Origin of the sequence: Nocardiopsis akebiae, assembly GCF_018316795.1 — a bacterium.
Taxonomy (GTDB): domain Bacteria; phylum Actinomycetota; class Actinomycetes; order Streptosporangiales; family Streptosporangiaceae; genus Nocardiopsis; species Nocardiopsis dassonvillei.
Window position 1 is genome coordinate 3,735,912 of record NZ_CP074132.1, and the last position, 23,999, is coordinate 3,759,910.

Consider the following 23,999-nt stretch of genomic DNA (forward strand, 5'->3'; position numbering starts at 1 on the left):
CCCGCAAACGAGGCCGGTTCTTCCTGTGACGTTGCGGGTGAGTGTCAATGGCCCCGAGGTCGTACGCCCCGAAACTGCGCTTCTCACCCACAAACCCACACAATGATGCGCAAAGCACCCCAAAGCCCAGCGAATAGGTGCCCTTTTCGCTGAGGGTGGTCGATGTTCCCTTGGATGGGCGAGAACCTTCAACCCCGCCGATCGAAATAGTCACCGTGTTCTACTGGGCAGCTACGTTCCTGTTCAGAGGTAGTCCGCGTCGACCCGGGAGAACACCAGGTCGCTCATCTCTGCGACCGGTTTCTCCCACCTCTGCGGCGGGATGGGCCTCCTGATCGCGGTGGGATAGGTAGTCGCGTCGTACTCGTTGGCGATGCGGTAGGTGTGAAAGCCTGCTTCCCTCAGCGGTCCAATCACGGCGCACGGGTCGAGTCCCTGCTTCGCCAGAGCTCGCGGAGTGATCTCGATGATCAGTTCGGCGTCGGACCGCAGCGTTCCGAGCGCGGGCAGGAGGCTCCGCACCGCTGCGACTTCGGCCCCCTCGACGTCGATCTTGATCAGCCGTGCGTTCCGGACCTCGGCAGGGTCGAGGATTCCCGTGAGCGGCGCGGCACTGGTGTGGAAGGATTCGTGCACGACACGCGGCCGGACCGTGGAAGTGCCGCCGGGGTTGCCTGGGTCGGCCAGGAACATCTCCACACATCCGGGTTCCGCCGCGACGGCCTGGGCGACGGTTCGGATGTTGCGCGCACCGTTGAGCAGGATGGTCGCCCGCAGGTGCTGGTGAAAGCGCGGAACGGGTTCGATCGCGACGACGTGCCCGGTGGGACCGACGAGGTGGGAGGCGAGCATCGTGTAGTAGCCGATGTTCGCGCCCGCGTCCACGAAGGTGTGACCGGGTTTGAGGCGGCGGGTGATCCACGCGGTCAGGTGGGGTTCCCAGGTGCCGAAGGTGTAGAGGTAGCGCTGGATGATGTCGCTGGTGGTGACGGGGAACCGGCCTCCGAAGCGTGCCTGGGCGAGGGCGGTGACGGGCCTGTGCGTGAGTTCGTGGTCCAGCCACCGGATAGCTCGCGGGGAAACGACTTCGGGCGTGTGTCGGATCGTTGTTCGTAGGGTTGCTCGGGTGAAGCGGTGCATCGGCTGCTCCGGGAGGGAGGACGTGTGGGACGGGTCCCTGTGGTGTTCCTGCTGGTCGGCTTGACCGGATCGGGAAAGACCACCTACGCGCGGACCGTGCTGGAGCCGCGCGGTGTGGTGCGGTTGTCGGTGGACGAGGAGGTCCACCGGCGGCACGGCCGGTACGGGGTGGACTATCCGGAGTGGGAGTACTTCGAGCGCCAGGCCCCGGTCGTGGAGTGGGTGCGCGAGCGTCTGGTCTCGCTGGTGGCCGAGGGACGTGACGTGGTGGTGGACCACGGTCTGTGGCGGTGTGCTGAGCGGGCCGAGTGGAAGAAGCTGGTGGAGTCGGCGGGGGCGCGGTGGAGGTTGCTGTACTTCCCCGTGGAACAGGAGGAGTTGCTGCGGCGGTTGTCGGAGCGCAACCGCCGCCAGGACGCCAACGCGTTGACGGTCACGCCGGAGGCGTTGGCGGACTTCGTGGCCAGGTTCGACCCGCCGGAGGGTGAGGGCGAGGAGGTCATCGCTCCGGGTTCGTTTCCGTGTGGGTCGGCCGCCAGCGGGTGAGGATCCGGTGGGCTTCGTCCTGCCAGCCGGGCGGGGTGTGGTCGAGGGTGACGGGACGGAATCGGAGCACGGGGTCGGCGGTGTCGATCCGCCCGCCGTTCTGACGCAGGTGTTCCAGGAGTCGGGCTGCCTCGTGGCGGACGGCCGGGCTGGTCTCGGTCCAGGCGCCGGAGGCGAAGCGGTCGATCCGGCGCCGCAGGTCGGCGTCGGTTCCGTGCCGCCATTTGAAGTGGTGGACCACCGCGACCGGTCCGTGGGCGGGGTGGTGGCCAGGAGCACGGTGGTTGCCCGAGGAGACGGTGACGCCGGAGCGGGCCAGGACGATCTTGCGGGGGTCCGCCAGCAGTAGGCGGTGGGTGAGCAAGCCGCCCAGGGGGTAGGCGGCATCCAACCGTGCTCGCGGGCCCTCTCCCGTGGTCTCCGCTTCGGGCGGGCGCCATCCGTTCAGGTGTCCGGTGCGGGTGACGCGGTCGAGCATCAGACCGCGCACCACCGTGTGTCCCGCAGTTTTCGCTGCTGTCACGGTGTCGTCGAGGCTGGTGGCGAAGGTGTGGAACTCGTCGCTGTCGGCGATCAGGTGCCACTCGGCGTCGGCGTGGGCCCGAAGACGGTCGCGCAGGTTGGCGTTGGTGGTCTCGTGCCAGGCTCCGTGCTCGACCAGTACCGGGGTGACGCCCAGGCGGTCGAGCGTCTCCCGCAGGCGCTGTTCGCTTCCCTGCGGTGCATGCTCGGGCAGGTGGAGTGCGAGGTGGAAGTCGCGGACTCCGAGCGCCCTGTAGTGGTCGACCCAGGCGTGGAGCAGGTGTGTCTCGACGGGTCCGATGACGGCGATCAGCGGTGGGGGCATGACTGTTCCTCCTCGGTGGCCAGGCTCTGGAGAAGCGCGAGCATCCGGGCCGGTGTGCGCAGCCCGAGGTCCTCAACCGCTGTCGGCGGAGGTGTCAACGGCGGGTGCGTCGCGGCCTCATCGATGGCGTGGGCGAGCGCGACGGGGTCTTGGGGCGGGACGACGGTGGCCCAAGTCCGGACGCGCCCGGTCAGGTCGGGGTCGTGATCGGAGAGCAGGAGCGGGACGCCGAAGCGGGCGCAGTCCGCGACAAGCCCGGACTCCTTGCCCACTCCTGGGCATCGGATGACGGCGGTGAAGCTGCTGGCGGCGTAGACCTGCCGGATGTCCGCGGGGTTCAGTGGGCCGTGTAGCGCGCGGAGGTCGACGCCGGGTGCTCTGGCCATACGGTCGAGCAGGTCCGGATCGGTGGGGCTGCCCGCGACGACGACGTGAAGGGGCTGGGTGAGGTGTTCCAGAGCGGTGGTCACGGTCGCCATGTCCTTGTGCGGCCACCATCCGCCCACCAGGCACAGGACGGCTTCCCTCTCCGGTAGGCCGAGGGTCTGTCGTGCGCGGGTGCGTTCGCTCGGGCTGATGCGCTCGTCGGGGTTGGCGAGGGCGAAGGGGTGGACCGCAGTCCTGAGCGCGGGGAAGAGTTCGCGTACCTCGTCCTCCACGGACCGCGTCGGGCACAGGGCGAGGACCCGCCTGGGCGGAGCGAGGCGTCCGAGTGCCCGCACGATGCGGTCCTCGGTGGTGTTGACCTCGTGGACCACGCGCAGGTGCGGTGTCCGGGACAACGCGCGGGCCAGGTCGTGGAGGGCCTCGCTGGCGGTAAGGATGACGGCGGTCTCGGGGGTGCGGCCCAGCAGGTGACGTGCGGTGTGCAGGGAGGCGGCTTCGGTCAGGCATCGGGCGACCAGGGTGACCTGGTGCGGGAGTCGCCGGTGTGGCAGGTGCCGTGCCCTCGCGGCGGAGCGCTGCGCGCCCTTCCCCAGGGCGAGGAGAAGGCGGGCTTTGACGCCCTCCGGTCGTGTGGCCACTCGGACGCCGTGCTCTTGGAGCAGGGTGTGTACGTGGGCTGGCATTCCGTTGAGAGTGATCACCGCGACCTGGTGGCCTGCGGTGGCGGCGGCACGGGCGAGGTGGGTGAGGGCGTGCTGCCAGTGCCCCGCGTGTTCGGTGGCCGGTTCGACCAGCGCCACGGCCCGCCTCACGACCGCTCCTGGGCACAGGCCGCGTCGAACCGGGCGCGCAGCCATACAGGATCGTTCAGACGCTGCCAGGCGGGGGCGTCGTCGGGTGTGCTGCGGGCGAAGGCGGTGCCGTCGCGCGCACCGCGTTGGACCCAACGGGTGAAGCGGCCTCCGGCCGGGGCGGACCAGGCGCGGAGTTGCTCGCGCGTGGTGTCGGTGTCGGCCCCGTACTCGCAGCCGCGGGTGAGCATCGCGACCTCCCGGAAGGCGGCCTTCCAGGCGTGGTAGGGGCTCTGGTCGAAACGGGTGGTGCCCGCCACCTGGTCGAGGAACTCCACCCGCCCGGGGAGGGCGGCGAGGACGTCGACGGCCTCGCCCAGGTGGCGGAGGGCGTCACGGCTGATGAGCTTCATCCCGCCGTAGCCGTAGGCGCGGCCGGTGACCGGGTTGGCGGCCTTCCACACCCGCATGGCCACGTCCTCGCCCAGGGCATCGGGTTCGAGGGTGAAGGTGGTGTGGATGTGGAAGTCTCCGTCAGCGAGGAGGAAGGCGTCAGTGTCGACCAGTTCGGCGGCGAGCCGGTAGGCGCGGCGCATGCCGACCACGCCGTGCAGGCGTTTGACCGGGCGCTCCAGGACACGTTCCAGGCGGGTGTGCAGGTCGTTGGCGAGGGGTTCGTCGAAGGAGAGCATCACCGCGTCGGGGCGGGGGTTCACGCGATCGCCTCCAGGTAGCGGGCGGCCACGTGCTCGAGGGCGAGGTGGCGGGTGGAGTCGTGGGCGTGGAGGCTGTGGGCGGACCAGAAAGCGGGGTCCTGGACCAGGCGGTCGGCGAGCTTGACGGCTCCGTCGAGGTCGTGGGGGTCGAAGAGCAGGTCCTGGTGGACGGCCTCGGCCATCCACGCCATCCGGGGCGCGATGACGGGAACGCCCATGGCGTGCAGGTCGATGATCGACATGGACCAGGTACAGCCGGGGCGCAGGGGTGCGAACCCGAGGGTGCTCTCGGTGAGGAAGGAGCGGTAGCGTTCGCGGTCGCCGCCATCGGTGCAGACGGTGACTCCGGGGGTCGCGGAGAGTCGGGCGAGGGCGTGTTCGGGACTGGGGTCCAGGGCGATGCGGCTGGGGTCGCGGCGTCCGAAGAGGTCCATGACGCGGAGGGCGAGGCCGTTGGCGGTGACCCGCTGGGCGATGTCGACGAAGTGGCCGGTGCCGTAGTGGCGGTAGAGCCGGTGGTTGTACAGACCTGTCGGGTGCTCGGGAGCGGTGGCGTCGGAGCGGACCAGGCGGGGATCGCGGGGAGGCGGCACGATGTGGACCCGGTCGTCGACGCCGGCCCGGTAGGTGGCCGAGGCCTGGAGGACCCAGTCCCGGGCGGTGCGGGAGTGGACGAGGAGTCGGTCGCAGGCGGCCAGGCCGCTGGCGAAGGCCAGGCGGAGGGGGACTTCGAGGCCGCCGTCGCTGAGGGAGGCGTCCTTGACCAGGTGCCCGTGTTCGTCGACGGAGAAGGGCAGGTAGTGGCAGTAGCCGACGACCTGGGCGTCGCTGCCCGCGTCGAGCATCGCGGTGCGGACGGCGGGGGCTGCCTCGATCTGGTTGACCACGACGGTGTCCGGACGGGTGGCGCGCAGGAGCTGGGCGAGGTAACCGACGTCGTGGGTGAGGCGCACGCGGTACTTGCTGGTGGCCGCGGGCGGGGGCACCATGTGGCGGACGCGGGTGTCGGTGACCGGGATGGGGCACACCAGCGTGACGTCGTATCCGGCGTCGGTGAGTGCCGGAGTGAGGATGTCGGCGTAGATCCACCCGGAGTCGGCGCTGAGCCGGGAGGCGTTGGAGACGTTGAGCAGGTAGAGCAGGGACCTGGACATGAGGGTGCTTTCTTCGTCGTCGGGGGTCAGGGTCAGCGGGTGAGGAAGGTGCTCGCGACCAGTAGTGCGTCCACCTCGTGCTTGAGGAAACGGCGATGGCCACCCGGGATTCGGAAGCTGGTGATCCGTCCTTCCTTGGCCCATCGGGAGACGGTCCTGGAGTCCACGCGGAAGGTCTGGGCGACCTCTCCTGGCGTGAGTACGCGGAGGGTTCGGAGAGCGGGTGTCGTCGGTCCAGGGGACAGAGGCAACAGGGCTTCCTCTCTGAAGGTTGTGAGGCGCACGGGGGTACGGCCTGTACGGCTGGTCCTCGTGTTCTTCGGGAAGAGCCTCGAAGACGCCAGACAGGGTGTGTGGCGTTGCCGCCGGGGGTGAGTGCGATCAGCGGGCACGCGTGCTCGGGACCGTGGAAGCGGGCGCAGAGGGCTCGTCGGCACGGTGGCCGAGCGGTGGCCCGCCCGCGCTGAAGGGCGCGGGCGGTCTCGTCGTGCTCGGGGCCGTGGCGGACGTCCCAGGCCGCGGTGCGGTTGCTATCGCGTGGGCGGGAGGTGGCGGTCGAAGATTCCCCACACGGTGACGGGGCCTCCGGCGCAGCCGTCCCACTCCCAGTACAGGGCGAGCTCGGCCAGGCGTCGTAGCCCGCTCCCCTGCAGTTCGGGGCACCCTTCACTACAAGGGGCCTCGGTGGGAACGGGGAAGGTCAACGGTGTTCTCGGACGGGGGCCGTCGTCGGTCACCGCCAGTTTGAAGGAGAAGGGCTGTTTCTCCAGCCTGATCCGCACGGTCCCGCCCGGCAGGCCGGAGGCGGTGTGCGCCAAGGCGTTGCGGTGGAGGATCGTCACAGCCTCGAGCAGTCGTTTGCGCTGGCTCGCGGGCGAGCTACAGCGCGGGAACAGCCAGCGAGCGGCTGTGCGGATGTGGTGCGGTTCGTGTCCGAACTCGGCGATCCACGTGTTGGGGTCGGCGCAGCGAATGCGGCGAGGCAGCCGCGGCAAGGCGTCGGAAGGGCTGGGGGCGTTACCCCGGCTTGTCCCGAGCTGGGTACTCTCCTGCATGTTGTCACCTGGAGTGTCGAGAACGCGTGGGTGAGGCCGTGTCCCGGGGCTGCTGTAACAGTCGCCGGGACTTTCTCGTCTGAGGTGGCCTGCGAACCTCGCCTTCTCTCGATGAGCCACGGCCCTCTGGCCACACGTATGGCACGCGGGCGCAGCGGTATCGGGTACGAGCTGGGAGGCTCGGTCCACCTTGACTCTTCAAGCATGACTAGGGATTCCCAAATGTCAAGGGGAATCCATGATCCCACTGGGAAGGTTAGGATCAGTGTCATGAGACGGATACCGCGCACCCACAGTCCCAGCGTGCGTCGACGGCGGTTGTCCGCCGAGCTGCGCCGCCTACGCGCCCAGCACAAGCTGACGTTGGAGCAGGCCGCGCAGAGCACCCGCATCCCGAAGAGCCGCCTGGGACGGATCGAGACCAGCGACCTGAAGACCGTCAAGGCCACCGACCTGGACGCCCTGCTGGACCTGTACGAGATCACCGACGCGGGAACCCGCGAAGCCATGCACTCCTTGGCGCGTGAGGCGGGAGAGCGGGGCTGGTGGTCGCGGTACCGCGACGTGTTCGGCACGCACGCGCTTCCGGACTTCGAGACGGAAGCCTCGGTGATCCGCACCTACGAATGCCAGGTCGTGCCCGGGCTGCTACAGACCCCGCGCTACGCGGACGCGCTCGCCCGGGGAACCGCGGCCTTGGACGACGCCGAGATCAAGCGGCACGTGGACGCTCGGATGGAACGGCAGCAGATCCTGACCCGGTTCTATCCACCGGAGTACTACGCGGTCGTCGACGAGGCCGCCCTTCGCCGCCAACCCCAGGACCTCGACATCATGCGGGAGCAGCTCGAGCACCTGGTGGAGGTGTCGACCCGGCCGAACATCCACATCCACGTCCTGCCGTTCAGCGCGGGACTGCACGCCGCGACCATCGGCAGCTTCGTCATCATGGACTTCCCGGAGCCTCTGGACCCTTCGATCGGGTTCGCCGAAACTCCTACGGATAGTCTGTTCGTAGAGACCGATCCTGAGCTGGCCCGGTACAACGCCATGTGGCACGCGGTGCACAACGCGGCGTCCACCCCGGCTCAGTCACGCGAGTTCCTCCAGGGTGTCCTGGCGGCGTTAGAGAGTGGACACTGATGCACAACCTGTCGTGGCGCAAGTCCTCCTACAGCGGAGGAGGAGCGCAGAACTGCGTCGAGGTGGCGGAGCTGCCGACCGGTTCCGCCGTCCGCGACTCCCAGCACCCCGACGACGCACAGCTGGCCTTCCCCTCTCCCGAGTGGAACACCTTTCTCCGTCAGGTGAAGGTTCAAGGCCGCTAACCTTCTTGCGTCACGTCGGCTCCCGGAACACCCACCGGGGGCCGACGTGTGTCCAGCTCGCTGCCCGAGCGTTCCAGGACAGGTGACGGGAGGCAATCCCGGCACGCACCAGAGGCTTCGCCACACCCGGAATGAAATACTGACGCGTCAACTGACCCAGATGCCCTCAGGTGAGATCCGACGAGCAAGGCGAAGGCCAGCGTCACTGATCGGGGTGGACCACGACACATCGGTGACCTTGCACCCGAAGTCGTCCGCGAGTGCCTGCACGAGCGTGGCGCCAACCCCCTGCCGGCGATAGACGTTCGCCACCCAGACCAGGTCGATGCGCGGGCGCAGCGTGTCGTCCTGCTCCCCGTGCCCCGACCTGTCGATCAAATCCCAGCGGCGGTGCTGGGTAGTGTCGTGGGCGGCCAGGTAGCCGATGACGTACCCGTTTGCCTTCAACAGATACGCCCGCACATTGTCCGGCGTTACCTCGACCTCCCCCAGGTGGGACCACGAGTTGAGGTCGTAGTGGTTCTCCCTCTGCGGCATTCGAGCCACCTGGTAGACCAGCTTGCGCCAGGCAATGGGCGACTGTGTCGTCACGACGGCCAGGCTGCCCAGCCACATCAGGTTCTTGGGTGCTCGGATTCCGAACGTCCACGCTGCGTGATGGGTGGCGTGCCTCTTGCCGTTGTCCCCGGGTTCCTGCAGGCCCATGCCGCAGGGGCACTTCCCGCCGCTCGGTGTCTCCACCGCGCGAAACGCAACAGGTGTCGCTCCAGCGCTGAGGTTCTGCTGTCTACCGCCCACCCATGGCCGGAAGGGAGCATCTTCCGGTTCGACGTGTACGGTCCAGCGGTCAACCCACCCGGGGTACTGCTCAGGAAACTTTTCCCGCCTCTGCTTCGCATAGGGCGGGGGTGTCGGGCGAACCCACACGCTTCCGGCGGTTGCTCGACCGTTGAGGCGCACACCGCACTTTTTCGCCTTGCCCCGGAGGAACCGCAGGAAAGTGCCGGGTGGCGGGGTGAAGTCGACACCGCGAACCAGCTCCCGCTCGCCGGGGGCAAGCCAGTCATCGATGGGAAGTGCCAGTCGGTCGGCGAGTGTGCGGAGCTTGCTGTAGTCGTGGTCGAGCTCGGCTGCACGGAGCGCCTCGACCGCTGCCTCGACATGTGAGAACGGAACGAAGAGGGTGACCCAACGCGAGCCGTCCCCCCACGAGAAGCCTCCCGGGTAGCCGTCATACCAGATGCGGTCCATGGACACACTGAGCGCCCTGTCGACGGCCTCCTTGTAGGCAGCGGGCAGATCAGCGCCGTGTCCCCGTGCGTTCTCGGCGTCGACGTACCCATCGCGGTCGAGCTCGACTGTGGCGTACCAGCGGAAGGGCCGGACATGAATCTTTCGAGAACGCCAATCGCGCGGGTCAGGATCGAGGAAGGTAGTCCGCTCGGTCATCTGCTCTACTCCGTAGCTCTACAGAGGTTTCCAATCCGATGGTCGCAGGTTCGGATCCTGCCCTGTCCGACGACCACTGGGCACTCATCGAGCCCACCCTGACCACTTGTCCCGCCCGCAGGGCGAGATCCCGACACACCAGGTTCCTCATCACCCCCCGTGTGCTTGGGGTTCTACACGCCGCAAGAGTTGTTTTACAAGCTCCTGCTCGAAGTCAAGGGTGTTACTTCAACGAGTTGACGCAACCTCTGCTTCAGCACCGACGACCGATTATTCCATCCAGATATTGATCCATATATCAAAAAATAAGAGCTTTGGGTGTTTTGTCGATATGGTTCCCGCTCAGGCACCTCGGATCACCCAAAGCCCCCACGCGCACCACGAAGACGTGCTAATTTCTTCAACAACAGACAGCTCTGTCGTGATCACTATGTGAAGTGAGATGGGGTTTATTTATGCTGCCCACCGAAGAACGCCTACTGCGCAGGGACAAGCTCGTCACCGGAGCGATCCGAGCCGGATACGCATGGACGGTGTTCGACGCGGAGAAGGACGCGTGGCTAGAGCTCGCGCGCATGACAGGCGTGATCATGAACGCCTGCGGCCCGGGTCAGGGCCCGAATACCCCGAGCGCATTGATCCGCGCGTTGTCCCGACCGCTCCGCCAGATGGCCCCCGCGCTCTTCGAGGACGACCCGGTCGGCGATCTGGCTGTCTGCCACGGCGGCGACCGCCATGAGAAGGTCCAGCTCAGCGACAGCGTCTACGAGTACGGCTGTGAGCACATCGTCGCTCTTCTCGAAGGAGAAAACGGCTCCGGTGGTAGGGGATGGATGCCGACGTGGGCATGGACACGTGCCGAACTCATCGAGCACCAAGCGTTCGCCACCATCAAGGAGGGCGCCACTGATCGGGAGTACACAGCGCACCGGAAGTACATCGTCGAGAACCCCAGTGGCACACGTCAGCAGCTCGTCGACGAGTTCGCCGATGTCAGGGGAGACCAGCGGCAGGTGCGCTATGTCCTGATTCCGCCAGAGCGCAGGTTCGAAGGGGATTTCTGGTGGCCGTGCCCTGTGTGCCGGTGGCCGATGTACGTCCAGGACACCGAGGTTCGTTGCCAGTATGCACCGCACAACGCTGTCTACTACGTGCGCACGGAGCGACGACGTGGGATGCCCATGCTGCAACCGCGTGATGGGGACGTACCTCGCCAACCGAAAACGCGCCGCTTCCATGCCGACGGCCCTAAACAGACAGTGTGTGTCGAACAAGCGGTATGGCGCTTCATCGTTGTACCCGGTATCAGCGAGATCGAGCTCTTCAGGCAGCTGGAACGGTTGCGTTCCCGAGGTGTGGAGGTGGACTTGTGGCCGGGTAAGGACACGTACGACATCACTGTACGCATCCCCGCTCTGCAATGGACCAAGCACCTGGACGTCAAGGACGTCACTCACGCCGCGCACTTGGCCGAGCGCATTGCAGCCAATTCTCCGGCAGCGCCGACCATCGTGCTTCCCGACCACCGCGGCAAGGCCCAGCGCGACGAACTCGCCGACCTGCTGAACCCGCGTCACCGCTACGAGGTCGTACTGGCCGGCGATGTCGTCAAGGACGTCAAGCAGCGGTTGCGGAAGGTGAAAAACGCATGATCGGCGCCCCATTCGACGAGAGTTCCGGCGACCCTCGCATCGTGCCACGGGTCTTGGCCGCCGCATGCGCCCTCGCCGAAGCCCACTTCCCAACTCCAACGGTCGAAGCGGCTCACTTTCTGATCAGTGGAGAGCTTCACGCGTGGGACCGCTATCCCCATCTTCCCGAGGAGGACCTGCGCCAACTCGGGCGGTTGCTCAACCATCGAGCCAACCCTCTCAGCAACAAAGAACTGTTCGAGAGCGAACTGAAACGCTTCATCGACGGCGACGGCAGCCTGTGCCAGTATGCGCTCGATGAGGACGGACTCCTCCTTCCTCGTCATGGGATAGATCCATGTGCTTGCGCTGACGGACTCCTCAACGAGATCGATCTGATCCGAGCGGGGTCGGTGACCGATCGTCCGATTGCCCAGCCCGGACATTACGTCACCACTGTGCGGGTTCCTCAGCTCGGGGACCGTGTGCCCTCCGTCGTGACCGCGCATCTCACACTCGAAGGCCACCACATCGCCGCCGTCACGGCCCCGCCCCACGTTGCCACGGCACCGGCTCGGGAGGACATCGACATCAAGCTCGGCCAGGTGCTGGAACTGGCGGCCTTGCATGATGAGGCCTCCAACGGGATGCACCGGGCTTCGGTCCTGTCCGAGTTGTTCAAGCGCCTTCGCAGCCGGGAGAGTCGGTCCCCCATCGACGTGCTGCGGGTTCGGTCAGGTCGAGTGTCCGTGCTCAACGCTCCTACCGGTTTCGGAAAAAGCGTGAAGATGCGGGTACTCGGGTCCTGGGCCATCCAAGAGGACGTCACCATCGCTCTCGTCGTTCCTCGCAACAGTGACGTGGTCAAGCTGGCGCACGGAATCGAGGAGGATCTGCGCGGTCAGGGAATCGACCCCCATGGGCTGGTCGTCCCACTGATGTCGCCCAATGCACAGATGAGAGAACTCCAGCGCGTCATGGAGCAGGAGCCCGACTCGGGTCTGCGCCTGTGGGCTCAGGAGAAACTCGGCTACGGTTGCGCGCTTCCGTCAGCCACCTCGACCGAGCGTGAAGTCGACACTTGGGACGCAGGCAATGAGCCCTGTGTGAAACTGGCTCCGGACGAGCCCGTTCAAGTTTCCGTTCGTCGTCGTAAAAGTCCGCCCCGTGCGCAGACCTGCCCCTTCCAGTCCACATGTGGGAAGTTCGAGCCACAGAGGCAGGCCTGCACCGCGAGGGTCATCGTGACCACGCACGCCAACTTCTATCAGGGGCGCGTACATGTCCCGGTCCGTCTGGATGACGGGCTGGTCGTGGACCGGTTGCCGATCGAAGAACTGGTGATGCGCCGCTGTCCGTTGATCGTCATCGACGAGATCGATGATTTCCAGTCCCACGTGCTCAGTAGTGAAGGCCGTGGCTTGACCCTGGCTTGGGGTGACCACCGAGAGGACCGTCCGCTGCTGGATGCGGACACTGAGCACATCGACGCGTTCGGCCGCCTTCCAACCCGGCTCTCTCAGGGGTTGCGCAACACGATCGCCAGTACCCGTTGGCTGGCGGAGACCTACATCAACGCCCTGGCTGACGGTACTCTCGGCCCTTCCGCGCGACAGAAGTCCCGTAGCAAGCAGCACCGGCCAGCCGAGAAGCGGTGGATCATCCCCCGACGGTGGGATACCTGGCTCGTCACCCAACTGCGGGCCTACATGGCCAACGACCCCGAGCTCATCGTCGGGTGTGAACAGCAGAACGATCCTCAATCACACCATCGTTCCCTATTCCGCGACCTCACGGACGAGCATGTCGCTGTCGACAAACTCCCTGAGCACGTGCGCCCACTGGGTCGGTTGCTGCGGGAGGTCGTCCACCCACGCCAGCCCTCCGGTGACACTCACCAGATCCGTCGTCTGGTCGATGAACTCCTGCACCGTTGGGTTCCTGAGCAGCGCCTGCGCGCTGACGTCACTGATCGGCTGCTGCGCCGCGCCTTCCTGGAACCGCTGCGGCTCTTGATGTACCAGTTCGTGCACGGGGCTCCGGCGTTCACGCAAGCCGGTATGGAATCAGTACGACAAATCGCCGATGTGCTTGGGTCCTACAGCGCGTGGCGAGCCATACCGCACGGTCCTCTCGGTCGATTGATGTTCGCCTTCACCGAGGACATCCGCCATGGCAGATCTGGGGACACCAAGCTCAGTGTGGCCGCGTTCGGTGGTGACCCTCACTCCTATGTTGCAACTCTGGGCGATATCACCTCCTATGCCCGGTGCGGGCGAGGCCGGGCGGTGTTGGGGCTGTCAGCGACCGCGTATGCGCCTGGAGCGCATCGTCACCACGTGCATGTCGAGCCGACCTGGTGGGTTCCCGATCAGAACCCGGGAGCTGTGGACATCGAGTCCGTCCCTGTGCGCGGACCCGAGCGGGATCAGGTCCGTGTCTCAGGCCTGTCCGGGAAGGAACGTGTCGAGGCGACTCGCCTCATGGGCGAGCGGCTGTGGCCCTTGCTCCGCAACGAGTTGGACGTTCTCCAGCAATCCGGGACCGGTGGCGTGCAGGATCGGATTCTGCTCGCTTCCACGTCCTACGACAGTTGCCGCTACCTCGCCGAAGGACTGATCCACGGGGGTGCCCAACCCAACTCGCTGGTCGTCGCCGTCCGCCCGGGTGAGTACACCCCAGCCCTGGGCGCCTCGGTCGTACACCACGAGGGAGTCTCTCAGGAGCTTCCCGGCGACCGTTTGGAAGGCTTTCCGTATCTTCCGGGCGCGAGGATCCTGATCGCTCCGCTAGGCCGAGCCGAGCGCGGGCTCAACATCCTGGCGCCGGATACCCATGTCTCCGCGATCGGCTCCATCTGGGTGGCCATCCGCCCGATTCCGCTCGTCGACGATCCGGATGAACTTCTCGCCTTCCTCGGCTCCCACAGCCTGGCCAACGCACGCAGCAGCGCCGCACCCTGGCTGGAGATGCAGCGTCGACGGAAAGTGGCCGGGCACTACTTCGAGGAGTTGGTCACCAACGAGCGCTACTTCCGCTCACTGCCCGACGTGACGAAGAGGGCCATCGCAGCCGAACTCGTCATCTCCCTGATCCAGCTCGTCGGCCGCGCGCGCCGAGGGGGGACACCCGGTCGGATCAAGCTCGTCGACCACGCCTTCATCGATTCCTCCGGACGCTCGGACCTGCCTTCATTGATCCGGCAATTGCGCGCCGACTGGGCCAGCAAGGGTGCCCTGCCCCTCATGCGGGAGCTCTACGGCACCACGCTCGACGCCTTCTTCGACTTCGCCGACAACCACTGAGAGCCGTTCCCATGATCACGACGTTGGCCTACCTCTTCCCCCGCACCGGTCTGGGGACCGTGACCGCCTACCCCCTCAGCCCAGACTTCTCCGCCGCCTGGCAAAGGCTCCCCGGCTACAGCGACACCGATACCGGATCCAAGAAGCGCTTCAAACAGCCGCCCTACGCTGGTCTGGCCTCAGCTCTCAGTGCGGTCACCAGTCAACCGGTAGTGCTGATGCCCAACACCTACCACCACGTCGACACGGACGAGATCACCCCCATGGTGGCGATCACCACCGACCCCATCGACCCCCGGTTGATGGCCAGCGCGGTCCGCACCTGGGAACGATTGGTACGCAAGGGAGACGACGCCAACACGTTGGCGCCCCTCCTGAACGAAGCCGACATCGAACGCTACGAACTCGCCTCCTTCGTCCGGAATTCGCAGGAGGGCAGGCCCGTTGCCCCCGGGTGGTTCTACCACGTCGCCACCTGGTCCTTCGCCCAACGCCTCGCCCGAAAACCCCTCACCCTCAGCCGCGAGGGAAAGACCGTCAACGTCACGTGGAGGATGGACACCCAGGGCAGTCTGTGGTCATGGGATCTGCCAACGCATAACGAGACCCTGCGCCCCAAACGCGTGGGCTTCGCGATGCACAAGCTAGATTTTCGCGTCATCACTCTGCCTGGGGAGCCACTCTTCGCCATCCACGTCATTCCGACGTTCACCCGACTTGCCACCCACTGGGCTCGCACCCGCACCGTCGTGCTCGACCGGGGCAAGCAAGCCCTGCTACGGCTCCCGGTGGGCCACCGCCCCCTCGAGCCACGAGACGGGAACGACAAACCGCAGTGGGAAGCGTACCCACGCAACTTCGCCGCCGAGATCGTCCAGGAGTGCGGGCTGGAACTGATCGACCTTCCCTCCAACGAAGAACTGGCAGTCCTAGGCGGATCAGGTCGCGTCCTCCTACCCGGACCGCAGGAATACCCCATCGGTAAGGGGGTGGGAACACGCTTCATCAAGACGCTCTCCGAGCACATCACCGACACGGTCAAGCGCCCCCGTATCACCCCCGTGGTCTTCGCGCCCGCTTCAAAAAAGAAGCTCGTCCGCCCCATGACCGGGCAACTGCGTCCGGAAGATATCGAGCTCGCCATCCGCGCCACAGGGTACGAGAAGGTCCGAATCCTCGTGCTTTATAGCGAGGGCTTCACTCGCAAGCGCATCAGCACGGCGCTCGCTGCCTACACCTCAACACCCGACCAGCCAGTGGAGTGCACTGATCGCACCGACCACCAGCTCTCGGAAAACCTGTACGCCCACTTCCGCCGCATACCAGCGATCGACTCTCCCCAACCGGTCGTGTGGCGCAAGGAGTTGGCCCCTCTGCGCACGCTGTTCCGCGACGGCATGCTCACCGGAGCCCTGGTCGAGACCGTGTGGACGCCCAAGCCCACCAAGAAGCAGCGCGAGGACAAGACCGCCCCCCACGATCACAAGCGAGACCTGCGGCGCAGCCTCTACAGCGAGGGCGTCGTCTCCCAGTTCCTCGCCCGCAAGGACCCACCCGAACCCAAGGAGGAGCCCGCCGAAACCATCGACCCCGGGTCGGGCACCGACACCTCCGAGGCCGCCAAGAACCGCGAGAAGAAGGATCACCCAGCGATCAACGCAACGCGTGACCTGCTCTTTCGCCTCGGTGCCATAGACCACCGGCTGCCCGAAGCCGTACGAATGGACGACGAAGCGATCCTGGTCGGTATCCACCTACGCCAACAGCGCAAGAGCACCCGCACTCCGCGGGGAGCCAACCAGACACAAATGGTCGAGGTCCTCACCGCTGTGCACACCAGCGCTCATCCGGAGATCCCTTGGCGAACCACGACCTACGATCCGACCACCAACGACTGGCTGCTCCAGGCCAAAGCCGAGGCCGCCTTCGGACAAGGCCCCATCGGCCAGGACGGCCACGCACGCCATGAGAAAGGTGCAGAGAAAGTACGCGACCAGGTCGAGGCGGCACTGCGCACCCTACCGACCAACCGTCCCCTGATCATCTTCGTCGACGCCGAGGCATGCCGGACCATCTGGCCCGGTTTGCAGCACCAATCACTCGGGCAGGGGGCTCTGCCCGGTGATCCTCTGCGCAGGAACGGAAGGTCGATCGCGGTGGTCTCGGTCAACACCTCCTACGGCGAGGTTCCCGCACCAGTCGAGAACACCGCGCGCAGCCGGTCGACCCTCATACGGCCGGCGAACCCCCAGGACTACCTCTACCGCCGCACCTCCAGCACTGGCGTCACGACCTGGTACATCGCCCAAGCCTCACGCACCTACCAGGGCTTCGGCTCTGACGGTCGTGTCGGCGGCCTCTATACCCGCTTCACCCTCCCTGATACAGACCGTCGCGTTCACCTGAAGAAGGACTGGCACGGCTTCACCGCGGTTCAGTTTCTCATCGCTGACTGTGGAGGACGCTCGGAACAGGAACTGGCGACCCTTGCCGCACAGCTGTGCCACCAGTCTGCGGCCTGGGACTGGCGTACCCGCCATCCATACCCCCTCCACGTCGCTGGTGCCGTCGACCGAGCTCATCCCGAATACCGAGGGCCATCCCTGAATGACACCAACCCGCACAATGAGTAAGCACAGTGGCCCACCCGATCATGTTTTATGAGGCGGCGTAAATTTCTCTCTCCTCCGCCATCTCAGGTCACCCTAGTGACGGCAGAGCATGATCACTTAGAAAGGGTGCAGAAGGATCGGCAATGGGAGGCATTCCCGGCACACCAGTCTCGAAGAAACCCGGCACGCAATGCTGTATGCGGACCGTGAATATCACCACGACCGCTACCGCCATCATCCTCTAAAAACGGGTACTCGCTTTGTGTTACTATCCCTTATCACTCCTCTTCCTCGGGGGGATCGGGGCATCGAACACATCGACGGCGAATTCCGAGGTCAGTGTGCCCTCGGGGTCGTCGCTGCTCCCGTGAGCGAACGTGTGGATACGCACGTACTTACCCTGCCGAGATGCCTGGTCTGCGATGGCGAGCGCCGCGCGAACTGGATGTCCACCGGTAGGTTCGCGCGAGGTCCAAGCCCTGATGGTCCTCATGCCCTCCGGCAGTGGCCAGCTGCGTGGCTCAGCGCTGGCCGGAACGAACGCCTCTTCCGAGCGCATCTCGAAGCTCCAGCCGATGTCTCCGTCACTGCGGACCTCGTTCGAGACGCGGATCCCGAATCCCATCATGTAAGCCGCATCGAGGAACTCGACCAGTTCCTCGGGATTGTCGCTGAAGTAGAGCTGGCGGACGACACTGATGGGCCCCATGTCGGTGTAGCCATGGGGGTCGGGCTTGCCAACGTCGTGGAGGAAACGACGGACGGCAGTCTGCACCGGCGCGGGGAGCCATTCCAGCACGCCATTCACATCATCTTCTCGGCCTTCGAAGAGGCGGAGATTGAGGGCATCCACCAGTTCCTCAGTGAGCAGAGTCTGGTCGGCGGACAAGGTGGTGACGGCGCGGAGACTGTGATCGCCGTCGATGGTGAGCGCGAAGATACGTGCCTTGGTCGGGGTGTGGTGGGCAACGAATCGTTCGATGTACACGAATGTCCTCTGTGTAGGCCACACAGGCGCACACAAGCACGCCCATGGAGGGAGGAAAAGTCTGAAGAGGCGTGTCGGCCGAGGTACGTGCCCGCCGCGTTGCCGTTGGCCCGTGTCAGTCCGGGTACAGCCCGAACCGCTTGGAGCAGAACCCCAGCATTACACACCCATCCGCGTTCTGAAAGCCTACGGCTGTTGAGACCGAGACCCACCCGAGGAGATGGCGCAGCGCCACAGCGATGACCCCAGTCTGCGGCATGCGCTGCTGGCCTCGATCCGCACCATCACGCTGGACCCGGTACGGCCCGCCCCGGATCTGTTGGAGGACCTCCTCTCCGGGATCGAAGGATGTGCAACGCTCTTCCACGAACACGCAGGCCCACTCGATGAGACCTTCGGCGGGCCGATAGAACTTCCCGAGACCGACCCGGACAACGATTAAATGGACCAGGAAGACTGGGAGGCCTACGATCAGGAGATCCGCGAGCGGTTCGTCGCCCTGGTTCGTATCGAAGCCGAAAACAACCGAGACCGGCTTCTCTGACGCGGGAGTAGCGTTCTCACGAGGACCTCGCGAGGTGCCATCGGACGCCGCCAGGGGCCGGTGTGTGCTCCGTTCGTGCTCCGCAGTTCTGGACTGGGGCGACACTGGGCGTCACTACACGGCACCCGACGGCATGGCTGATCGGATGGTGGGGGACGGAGCGGCACGAAGCGACACGTGGCGGCACGAAACCAGCGAACTTCTAATCCGATGGTCGCAGGTTCGAATCCTGCCGGGTGCGCCACAAAACCCCAGTTCAGAAGGGGTGCGTGAGTCGAACAGGCGAGGCGTGCGGCCCGGATCCGGGCCTGAAATGCTCCCCGTGTGCTCCCCAGTGCAGGGTCCAGTACAGGTGGAGGCCCACCTCGCGGAGCACTTTGCCGTCCCGTGACCCTGTGAGCCGTGCCCAGGGTCGCCCGTGTCCGCCCGCCAGCGCCCCACAGCCACTCTGGCCCCGCCGCGCAACGCTACATCCCTGGACACGCCCCGTCGCCCCACCGACCGTATATGGCTGCTCCAACCGAAACCCCTCACCCCATGGGACATTCCGCGCCATAACCTGATGGCATCAGCCCTGGACCCAGGGCTCCGGCAAAGTCGGGCAGCGGTGCGGGCGTGTCCGACCCGGTTGGATGGAAGTCCTTCACGCCGCCATCCGTCCGAGGAACACGCCCGCGTATGCCATCGTCCAGCCCCAGTGCTCTCACCGTCGAACCCGTCTCACGCCAAGACCACCTGCTCCAGGTCATCGACATCGACGGTGCCATCGTCACCCTCGACGCGGTGCACACCCAGGCCGACACCGCGGCCACGATCCGCGCCGGGGACTCCCACTACGTCTTGACCGTCAAGGCCAACAACAAGCACCTGTACGCCCAGCCCAAGGACCTGCCCTGGAAGTACGTGCCCGCGCGCACGATGCGCGACACGGGCCATGGCCGCCGCGAAACCCGCACGACCAAGACCGCTGACGTCCCGGCGTGAATCACCTTCAAGGGCGCCGCTCACGCGGGTGGGTCATTACCGTAACTGACACGAAAACGTGATCGTGGGCTTGGCCTCGCGAGCCGTCTGGGTCGAATCGGGCACCATCACCCGAAGTCACCGGCCTTCAGCAGTGCAAGCTCAACGATACGGTCGCAAAAGTCACCGAAAGAAATTCCGGCGGGATCCAACGCCTTCGGCAAGAGGCTCTGAGATGTAAGTCCCGGGAGCGTGTTGACTTCCATGAACCAGACAACACCTTCGTCGTCTACGAGGAAGTCGCTGCGGCTGTATCCGTCGAGTTTGAACAAACGATGGATTTTCAACGCTGACGCCTGCAGCTCAGCAGCCAGGTCTGCGCTAATCTGTGCCGGGAAGACTTCAGCAGCCCCCGCCGCCTGGTACTTCGACTCGTAGTCGAAGAGCCGTCCACTATCCGTGATGATCTCTCCTGCTGGGAGCGGAGTGTCATCCAGGACGCTGACTGTGAACTCCCGGCCGGCAACATACGTTTCGATCATGACCTCGCCGTACCGAGCCGCGTTCGCGATCGCCGACGAGAAGCCTTTTTCTTCCCGCACGATCTGCAGGCCGACGCTGGAACCCTGGGTGTTTGGCTTCACGATTACCGGGAGGCCCAGTGAGGCCGCGACGGTCGGGAAGTGCGTCTCGTTCATGAGCCAGCTCGGTGTTCGAACTCCACCCTGCTCCGCGAGACGCTTAGAGATATCCTTGTCCATCGCCAGCCCGCTGGAGATACTCGATGAGCCCGTGAATGGCACACCCAGGAGCTCAAGCAGAGCCTGTACGTGACCGTCCTCGCCCGAACCTCCGTGCAACGCAATGAACACGACATCGAACTCCCCAATTGCGTTCCCGAACGCTATCGCGTTCGAGCGTGAGCGAAGGGACAGGAGGCTGCTTTCGGTCGGCTGTTCACGCACCCCGGAGAGCGCGGTCAGCTCGCGATCCTGTGCGGATGTCAGACGCCCGGTCGCGCTATCTATGGCGGTTACATTGTGCCCCTTATCCCGAAGCGCTCTTACCACTTTTGACGCAGAAGCGATCGACACCTCTCGCTCTTCACTGGCCCCTCCGAACAGGACGGCAATATTCATGAGTGCCCCTTCGACAGAATTATGCGTAATTTATCGACGCTGTCGACGATGAGATCGCCCGCCGCCGAGGCGCGAGGGTCCACGAGGTCAGACAGCAAAGCCCCGGCCTTGGCGTCGGCTAGAACAGCTGCTTCGTCGGCCCACGGACTGCCTTCCAGGAAGAAAGAGTCGCTGGGCGACACCGAGCAACTGCCCATGATCACGAGACCGCGCCACGGTCCTGCTCCAGCGAATACTTGCAAATCATGGGCGACCGCAGCAAGGAAACCGTGCCGTGTTGAACTCACGCCGAGCTTAGCAGTTCGCCGACCCGCCCACGAACTTCGATAGGTGGCAGTGCTCAACGCGAATGATTTTCTGTATGTGCTCGGATTTGAGGTTCAGGTGATCAGCCAGAGTTGCGATTCCAACATGCCCGCAGTTGTTGATCGAGTGAATAATGAACGGCTGCTCCAGCAGCTCGCTGACAGTCAACGGGTCTGAGTTCAGGCACCTCATACTGGTATGCGCGCGGCTACCGCCGCGGCGAACGCCGTCCGCATCTGTGGGAGCTCCAAAGGAATGACCCTCCCTGCTTAAATAAAGACAGGGGGGATCATTCTAGCGCGTTCATTACTATTCAATTTAGCACTTATGACCGCGGGGTATCTACTTCTTTTTCCGACTTGCCAGTAGCAAGAATCGAAGACTGGAGGCTACTGTTGCCGCGACCATTAGGAAAAAAAGCGAAACCGATGTCATGTGCAACAGGTCTCCCGACGCCTCTTCAATGCTCAAGCCACCCAGAGAGAGCGACGTGGCCAGAAACACGAGCATCATTATCAAACAGAAGGCTCCCGATTTAGCTGCCGCTGGAGATTTCGACATCGCACCCCTCGCCTTTCCTTACTGATTAATTTCTAAGGATATCGCAAGTTCCAGAAGCGCTTTGAATCAGCATGCTCGGTCAGCAGATTCAAGCGAGGTACCGATACCTATGCCTGAAGCTACTACCCCTCCTACGGCAGCACCCCCTGATACAACTGTTCCGGAAGCTGTTACGACGATGCCCACAGCACTGCCAGCGAACCCCAACCATGCCAACTGGCAGTCAGTAAGGAGCCCGGTGGGGTCGGTGTTGTTGATGGGGTCGCACTGGGCGTAGTTGTAGTTGTTGAGTTCCTGCCGGGACGGGTCGGGCTGGGTGAAGCCCAGCGTGAACGTGTTGTGGAAGCGGTGGTTCAGGTGCACCGTGCCGTCCTGGAACTGGTAGGCGCCGGTGAACCCGAACGGGCTCAACGCCGCCGCCCCGGTCCCCTCCCAGGCTCTCAGAGGTGCGCTCGCCGTAGGGGCTGTAGTCGTAGACCACGTCCGGGGGAATCAGTCTCCGAACCCTCGACTGTCAACGCCAGCACACATGAGAAATCAGGTTCCAGAAAATTAGAATATTACATTATTCTCTATTCTTTCTAATTGCCCCACGCACAGCCCAGAATATCAGGCCAGACACAGACATTACCACCAATAGTCCAAGGGTGACCAAAGTAGCCCCCCAGACATTGCCACTCTGTCTAAAGTTTATTATAAAAAACAGAACAAGTATTGCCAATGCCACAAAGGCGAGATAAATATTCCGCATTCGTTCTTTCTTCACATCATCCTTCCTTTGTAGAGGAGCTTCTGCCTCCACTTCCCCGAAGAGAGGTGGAGGCAGAAACCATACTAGGTTGTCATGCTAGCCGAGATTCGACCGCCGCATGCCCGATCGATTGCCTGCACTTGACTGATCACGATGAGCCCGGATCCAATCGCAGCGACAAACCCCATCGGGGTGGCGGGAAAGGGAAACGAAAGCCCCGTGACGATAAGCCCCAGGATGAAACCATTGATCGCTTCGTTGCAAGAATTGAGCCCGGTGGGGTCAGTGTTGTTGATGGGGTCGCACTGGGCGTAGGCGTAGTTGTTCAACTCCTGCCGGGACGGGTCCGGCTGGGTGAAGCCCATCGTGAACGTGCTGTGGAAGCGGTGGTTCAGATGCACCGTGCCGTCCTGGAACTGGTAGGCGCCGGTGAACCCGAACGGGCTCAACACCGCCGCCTCGGTCCCCTCCAGGCTCTCAGAGGTGCGCTCACCGTAGGGGCTGTAGTCGTAGACCACGTCCGGGGACTGGGCCTGCGAACCCTCGGCCGTCAGCGCCAGCACGGTGTTCTGCTGGTCGAGGGTGTAGTGGAACCGCTCATCACCGTCCCAGGCCACCATGGAAATCAGTTCACCGTTGGGGTCGCGCACGAAGCTGGTGCGCTCGCCCTCAGAAGCGATGTTGGTGACGCCCAGCGCGGTGTTCGACAGCTGCCGCTCCACCCGGGTGCCCTCGTGCACGTCGGTGACGCCGCGCATCTGGGTCTGGTCGGTGGTGTCGTAGCTCAGCCACGAGGCCAGTTCGCCCTCACCGTCGTTGGAGCGCAGCGTCTGGTTGGTCACCGAGTACTCGTAGACGTACTCACCCCGCGAGGTCATGTTCCCGGCCTCGTCGTGGCCCACCTGGGCCCCGCGAGCGCTGGTGGGCTGGTCGGCGTCGTTGTAGGCGAACTCCTCATTCCCGGCACTGAGCAGGTTGCCGACGTCGTCGTAGGTGTAATCGGTGGTGCCGTCGCCGGTGAGCCGGTCCAGGCCGTCGTAGGTGAAGGTCTCGGTCTCACCGCCGATGGTGCGCGACTGGAGCTGGCCGCTGTCGGCGCCGTCCTTGTCGTAGGAGTAGACGGCCTCCACCAGAGCCTGGTCGGCGGCTCCGGTGGTGGTGATGGACGTCAGGCGCCCGGAGTCGTCGTAGGTGCGCTCCTCCATGGCTCCGTCGGGGTGGGTGATGCTGGTGCGGCGGTTGTTGGCGTCGTTGGTGAAGGTGGTCTCGGCCCCGGTGTGGTCAGTGAGCGAGGTGAGCCGGAACGCGGCGTCGTAGCCGTAGGTCGTGCTGTGGCCGTGTTCGACCATCTCGGTGACGTTGCCCGCGGCGTCGTAGGCGTAGGTGGTCCTCTCGCTCCCGGCCGAGTCGGTGCGCACGGTTTCGAGCAGGTCGCCGCGGCCGTTGTAGGAGTGCTCCACGCTGGCCTGGTCGGTGTGCGTCGTGATCTGGCGGCCGTTGCCGTCGTAGGCGATGGCCTGGAGCAGGTCGCCGCCCTGGGAGATGGACACGATCCGGTCGAGGCGGTCGTAGCCGTATTCCAAGGTCACACCGTTGCCGTCGGTCACCTCCGTGACCCGTGACAGCGCGTCGTAGCCGTATTCGGTGGTGCCCATCGGCCCCGGCTCGCCCATCGCCGTCATGTTCCCGGCGCGGTCGTAGGAGTAGTCGGTCGTGTTGCCGCCTGCGTCGGTGACCTGCTCCACTAACGAGTTGGTGCGTGATAGCGGGTGAGGCATGGTGGCCC

General features: G+C 64.9%; 22 protein-coding genes. 9 read left to right on the top strand and 13 right to left on the bottom strand.

Annotated features, from left to right (window positions below; all coding sequences use genetic code 11):
* Positions 1 to 243 precede the first annotated feature (243 nt).
* On the bottom strand, positions 244 to 1,140 hold the full coding sequence (locus KGD83_RS16170; protein WP_212639992.1) for an FkbM family methyltransferase: 897 nt from the start codon (positions 1,138 to 1,140) through the stop codon (positions 244 to 246).
* A 24-nt stretch (positions 1,141 to 1,164) separates the two neighbouring features.
* Between KGD83_RS16170 and KGD83_RS16175 the strand changes: the two genes are divergently transcribed.
* Entirely contained in the window at positions 1,165 to 1,686 is a 522-nt protein-coding gene (locus KGD83_RS16175; protein WP_249351894.1) for an AAA family ATPase, read from the top strand.
* Here KGD83_RS16175 and KGD83_RS16180 read toward each other — a convergent pair.
* The 6 genes from KGD83_RS16180 to KGD83_RS16205 all read right to left on the bottom strand — a co-directional run bounded on the left by KGD83_RS16180 (position 1,640) and on the right by KGD83_RS16205 (position 6,423).
* Entirely contained in the window at positions 1,640 to 2,533 is an 894-nt protein-coding gene (locus KGD83_RS16180; protein WP_212639993.1) for a glycosyltransferase family 2 protein, read from the bottom strand. The genes KGD83_RS16175 and KGD83_RS16180 overlap by 47 nt on opposite strands.
* Entirely contained in the window at positions 2,518 to 3,732 is a 1,215-nt protein-coding gene (locus KGD83_RS16185) for a glycosyltransferase (protein WP_212639994.1), read from the bottom strand. Before KGD83_RS16185 ends, KGD83_RS16180 begins: the two co-directional genes overlap by 16 nt.
* Positions 3,729 to 4,427 carry a hypothetical protein gene (locus tag KGD83_RS16190; RefSeq protein WP_212639995.1) on the bottom strand — a complete coding sequence of 233 codons (699 nt, stop codon included), beginning with the start codon at positions 4,425 to 4,427 and terminating at the stop codon, positions 3,729 to 3,731. The genes KGD83_RS16185 and KGD83_RS16190 overlap by 4 nt, the downstream gene beginning before the upstream one ends.
* Entirely contained in the window at positions 4,424 to 5,581 is a 1,158-nt protein-coding gene (locus KGD83_RS16195; RefSeq protein ID WP_212639996.1) for a glycosyltransferase, read from the bottom strand. The genes KGD83_RS16190 and KGD83_RS16195 overlap by 4 nt, the downstream gene beginning before the upstream one ends.
* A 32-nt stretch (positions 5,582 to 5,613) precedes the next feature.
* Positions 5,614 to 5,826 (bottom strand): BldC family transcriptional regulator, encoded by a 213-nt coding sequence (locus tag KGD83_RS16200; protein ID WP_212644456.1) that lies wholly within the window; start codon positions 5,824 to 5,826, stop codon positions 5,614 to 5,616.
* A 285-nt stretch (positions 5,827 to 6,111) separates the two neighbouring features.
* Positions 6,112 to 6,423: an ATP-binding protein gene (locus KGD83_RS16205; RefSeq protein WP_249351895.1), complete on the bottom strand. Its 312-nt coding sequence runs from the start codon at positions 6,421 to 6,423 to the stop codon at positions 6,112 to 6,114.
* A gap of 483 nt (positions 6,424 to 6,906) precedes the next feature.
* Here KGD83_RS16205 and KGD83_RS16210 point away from each other — a divergent pair, with 483 nt between their 5' ends.
* Positions 6,907 to 7,779 (top strand): helix-turn-helix domain-containing protein, encoded by an 873-nt coding sequence (locus KGD83_RS16210; RefSeq protein ID WP_248771578.1) that lies wholly within the window; start codon positions 6,907 to 6,909, stop codon positions 7,777 to 7,779.
* Positions 7,779 to 7,964, top strand: coding sequence for a DUF397 domain-containing protein (locus KGD83_RS16215; protein WP_212639998.1), 186 nt, complete (start codon positions 7,779 to 7,781; stop codon positions 7,962 to 7,964). Before KGD83_RS16210 ends, KGD83_RS16215 begins: the two co-directional genes overlap by 1 nt.
* Positions 7,965 to 8,111: 147 nt before the next feature.
* On the opposite strand, the gene KGD83_RS16220 is transcribed toward KGD83_RS16215, so the two are convergent.
* Positions 8,112 to 9,413 (bottom strand): GNAT family N-acetyltransferase, encoded by a 1,302-nt coding sequence (locus KGD83_RS16220; protein WP_212639999.1) that lies wholly within the window; start codon positions 9,411 to 9,413, stop codon positions 8,112 to 8,114.
* A gap of 455 nt (positions 9,414 to 9,868) precedes the next feature.
* Here KGD83_RS16220 and KGD83_RS16225 point away from each other — a divergent pair, with 455 nt between their 5' ends.
* Genes KGD83_RS16225 through KGD83_RS16235 form a run of 3 tightly spaced genes read left to right on the top strand, consistent with a single transcriptional unit; the run spans position 9,869 to position 16,982 of the window.
* The gene (locus KGD83_RS16225; RefSeq protein ID WP_212640000.1) at positions 9,869 to 11,065 is read left to right on the top strand and encodes a restriction endonuclease-related protein; all 1,197 of its coding nucleotides are present in this window, start codon (positions 9,869 to 9,871) and stop codon (positions 11,063 to 11,065) included.
* Positions 11,062 to 14,349, top strand: coding sequence for a hypothetical protein (locus KGD83_RS16230; RefSeq protein WP_212640001.1), 3,288 nt, complete (start codon positions 11,062 to 11,064; stop codon positions 14,347 to 14,349). Before KGD83_RS16225 ends, KGD83_RS16230 begins: the two co-directional genes overlap by 4 nt.
* 11 nt (positions 14,350 to 14,360) lie before the next feature.
* Positions 14,361 to 16,982: an RNaseH domain-containing protein gene (locus tag KGD83_RS16235; protein WP_212640002.1), complete on the top strand. Its 2,622-nt coding sequence runs from the start codon at positions 14,361 to 14,363 to the stop codon at positions 16,980 to 16,982.
* 247 nt (positions 16,983 to 17,229) lie between these two features.
* Here the strand turns inward: KGD83_RS16235 and KGD83_RS16240 are convergent, their stop codons facing one another.
* Positions 17,230 to 17,949: a hypothetical protein gene (locus KGD83_RS16240; RefSeq protein ID WP_212640003.1), complete on the bottom strand. Its 720-nt coding sequence runs from the start codon at positions 17,947 to 17,949 to the stop codon at positions 17,230 to 17,232.
* Positions 17,950 to 18,169: 220 nt separating this feature from the next.
* Here KGD83_RS16240 and KGD83_RS16245 point away from each other — a divergent pair, with 220 nt between their 5' ends.
* Together KGD83_RS16245 and KGD83_RS16250 are read left to right on the top strand one after the other, a co-directional pair.
* Positions 18,170 to 18,391: a hypothetical protein gene (locus KGD83_RS16245; protein WP_212640004.1), complete on the top strand. Its 222-nt coding sequence runs from the start codon at positions 18,170 to 18,172 to the stop codon at positions 18,389 to 18,391.
* A 780-nt stretch (positions 18,392 to 19,171) separates the two neighbouring features.
* Positions 19,172 to 19,477: a transposase gene (locus KGD83_RS16250; RefSeq protein ID WP_212640005.1), complete on the top strand. Its 306-nt coding sequence runs from the start codon at positions 19,172 to 19,174 to the stop codon at positions 19,475 to 19,477.
* 107 nt (positions 19,478 to 19,584) lie between these two features.
* Here KGD83_RS16250 and KGD83_RS16255 read toward each other — a convergent pair whose 3' ends face one another.
* Together KGD83_RS16255 and KGD83_RS16260 are read right to left on the bottom strand one after the other, a co-directional pair.
* Positions 19,585 to 20,595: a D-alanine--D-alanine ligase family protein gene (locus KGD83_RS16255; RefSeq protein WP_212640006.1), complete on the bottom strand. Its 1,011-nt coding sequence runs from the start codon at positions 20,593 to 20,595 to the stop codon at positions 19,585 to 19,587.
* Entirely contained in the window at positions 20,592 to 20,882 is a 291-nt protein-coding gene (locus KGD83_RS16260; protein WP_157983433.1) for a hypothetical protein, read from the bottom strand. Before KGD83_RS16260 ends, KGD83_RS16255 begins: the two co-directional genes overlap by 4 nt.
* Before the next feature lie 43 nt (positions 20,883 to 20,925).
* Between KGD83_RS16260 and KGD83_RS16265 the strand changes: the two genes are divergently transcribed.
* On the top strand, positions 20,926 to 21,078 hold the full coding sequence (locus tag KGD83_RS16265; RefSeq protein WP_157983434.1) for a hypothetical protein: 153 nt from the start codon (positions 20,926 to 20,928) through the stop codon (positions 21,076 to 21,078).
* A gap of 450 nt (positions 21,079 to 21,528) precedes the next feature.
* Here KGD83_RS16265 and KGD83_RS16270 read toward each other — a convergent pair whose 3' ends face one another.
* The gene (locus KGD83_RS16270; protein WP_249351896.1) at positions 21,529 to 21,873 is read right to left on the bottom strand and encodes an RHS repeat-associated core domain-containing protein; all 345 of its coding nucleotides are present in this window, start codon (positions 21,871 to 21,873) and stop codon (positions 21,529 to 21,531) included.
* Positions 21,874 to 22,296: 423 nt separating this feature from the next.
* On the bottom strand, positions 22,297 to 23,958 hold the full coding sequence (locus KGD83_RS16275) for an RHS repeat-associated core domain-containing protein (protein ID WP_249351897.1): 1,662 nt from the start codon (positions 23,956 to 23,958) through the stop codon (positions 22,297 to 22,299).
* Between the last annotated feature and the right edge of the window lie 41 nt (positions 23,959 to 23,999).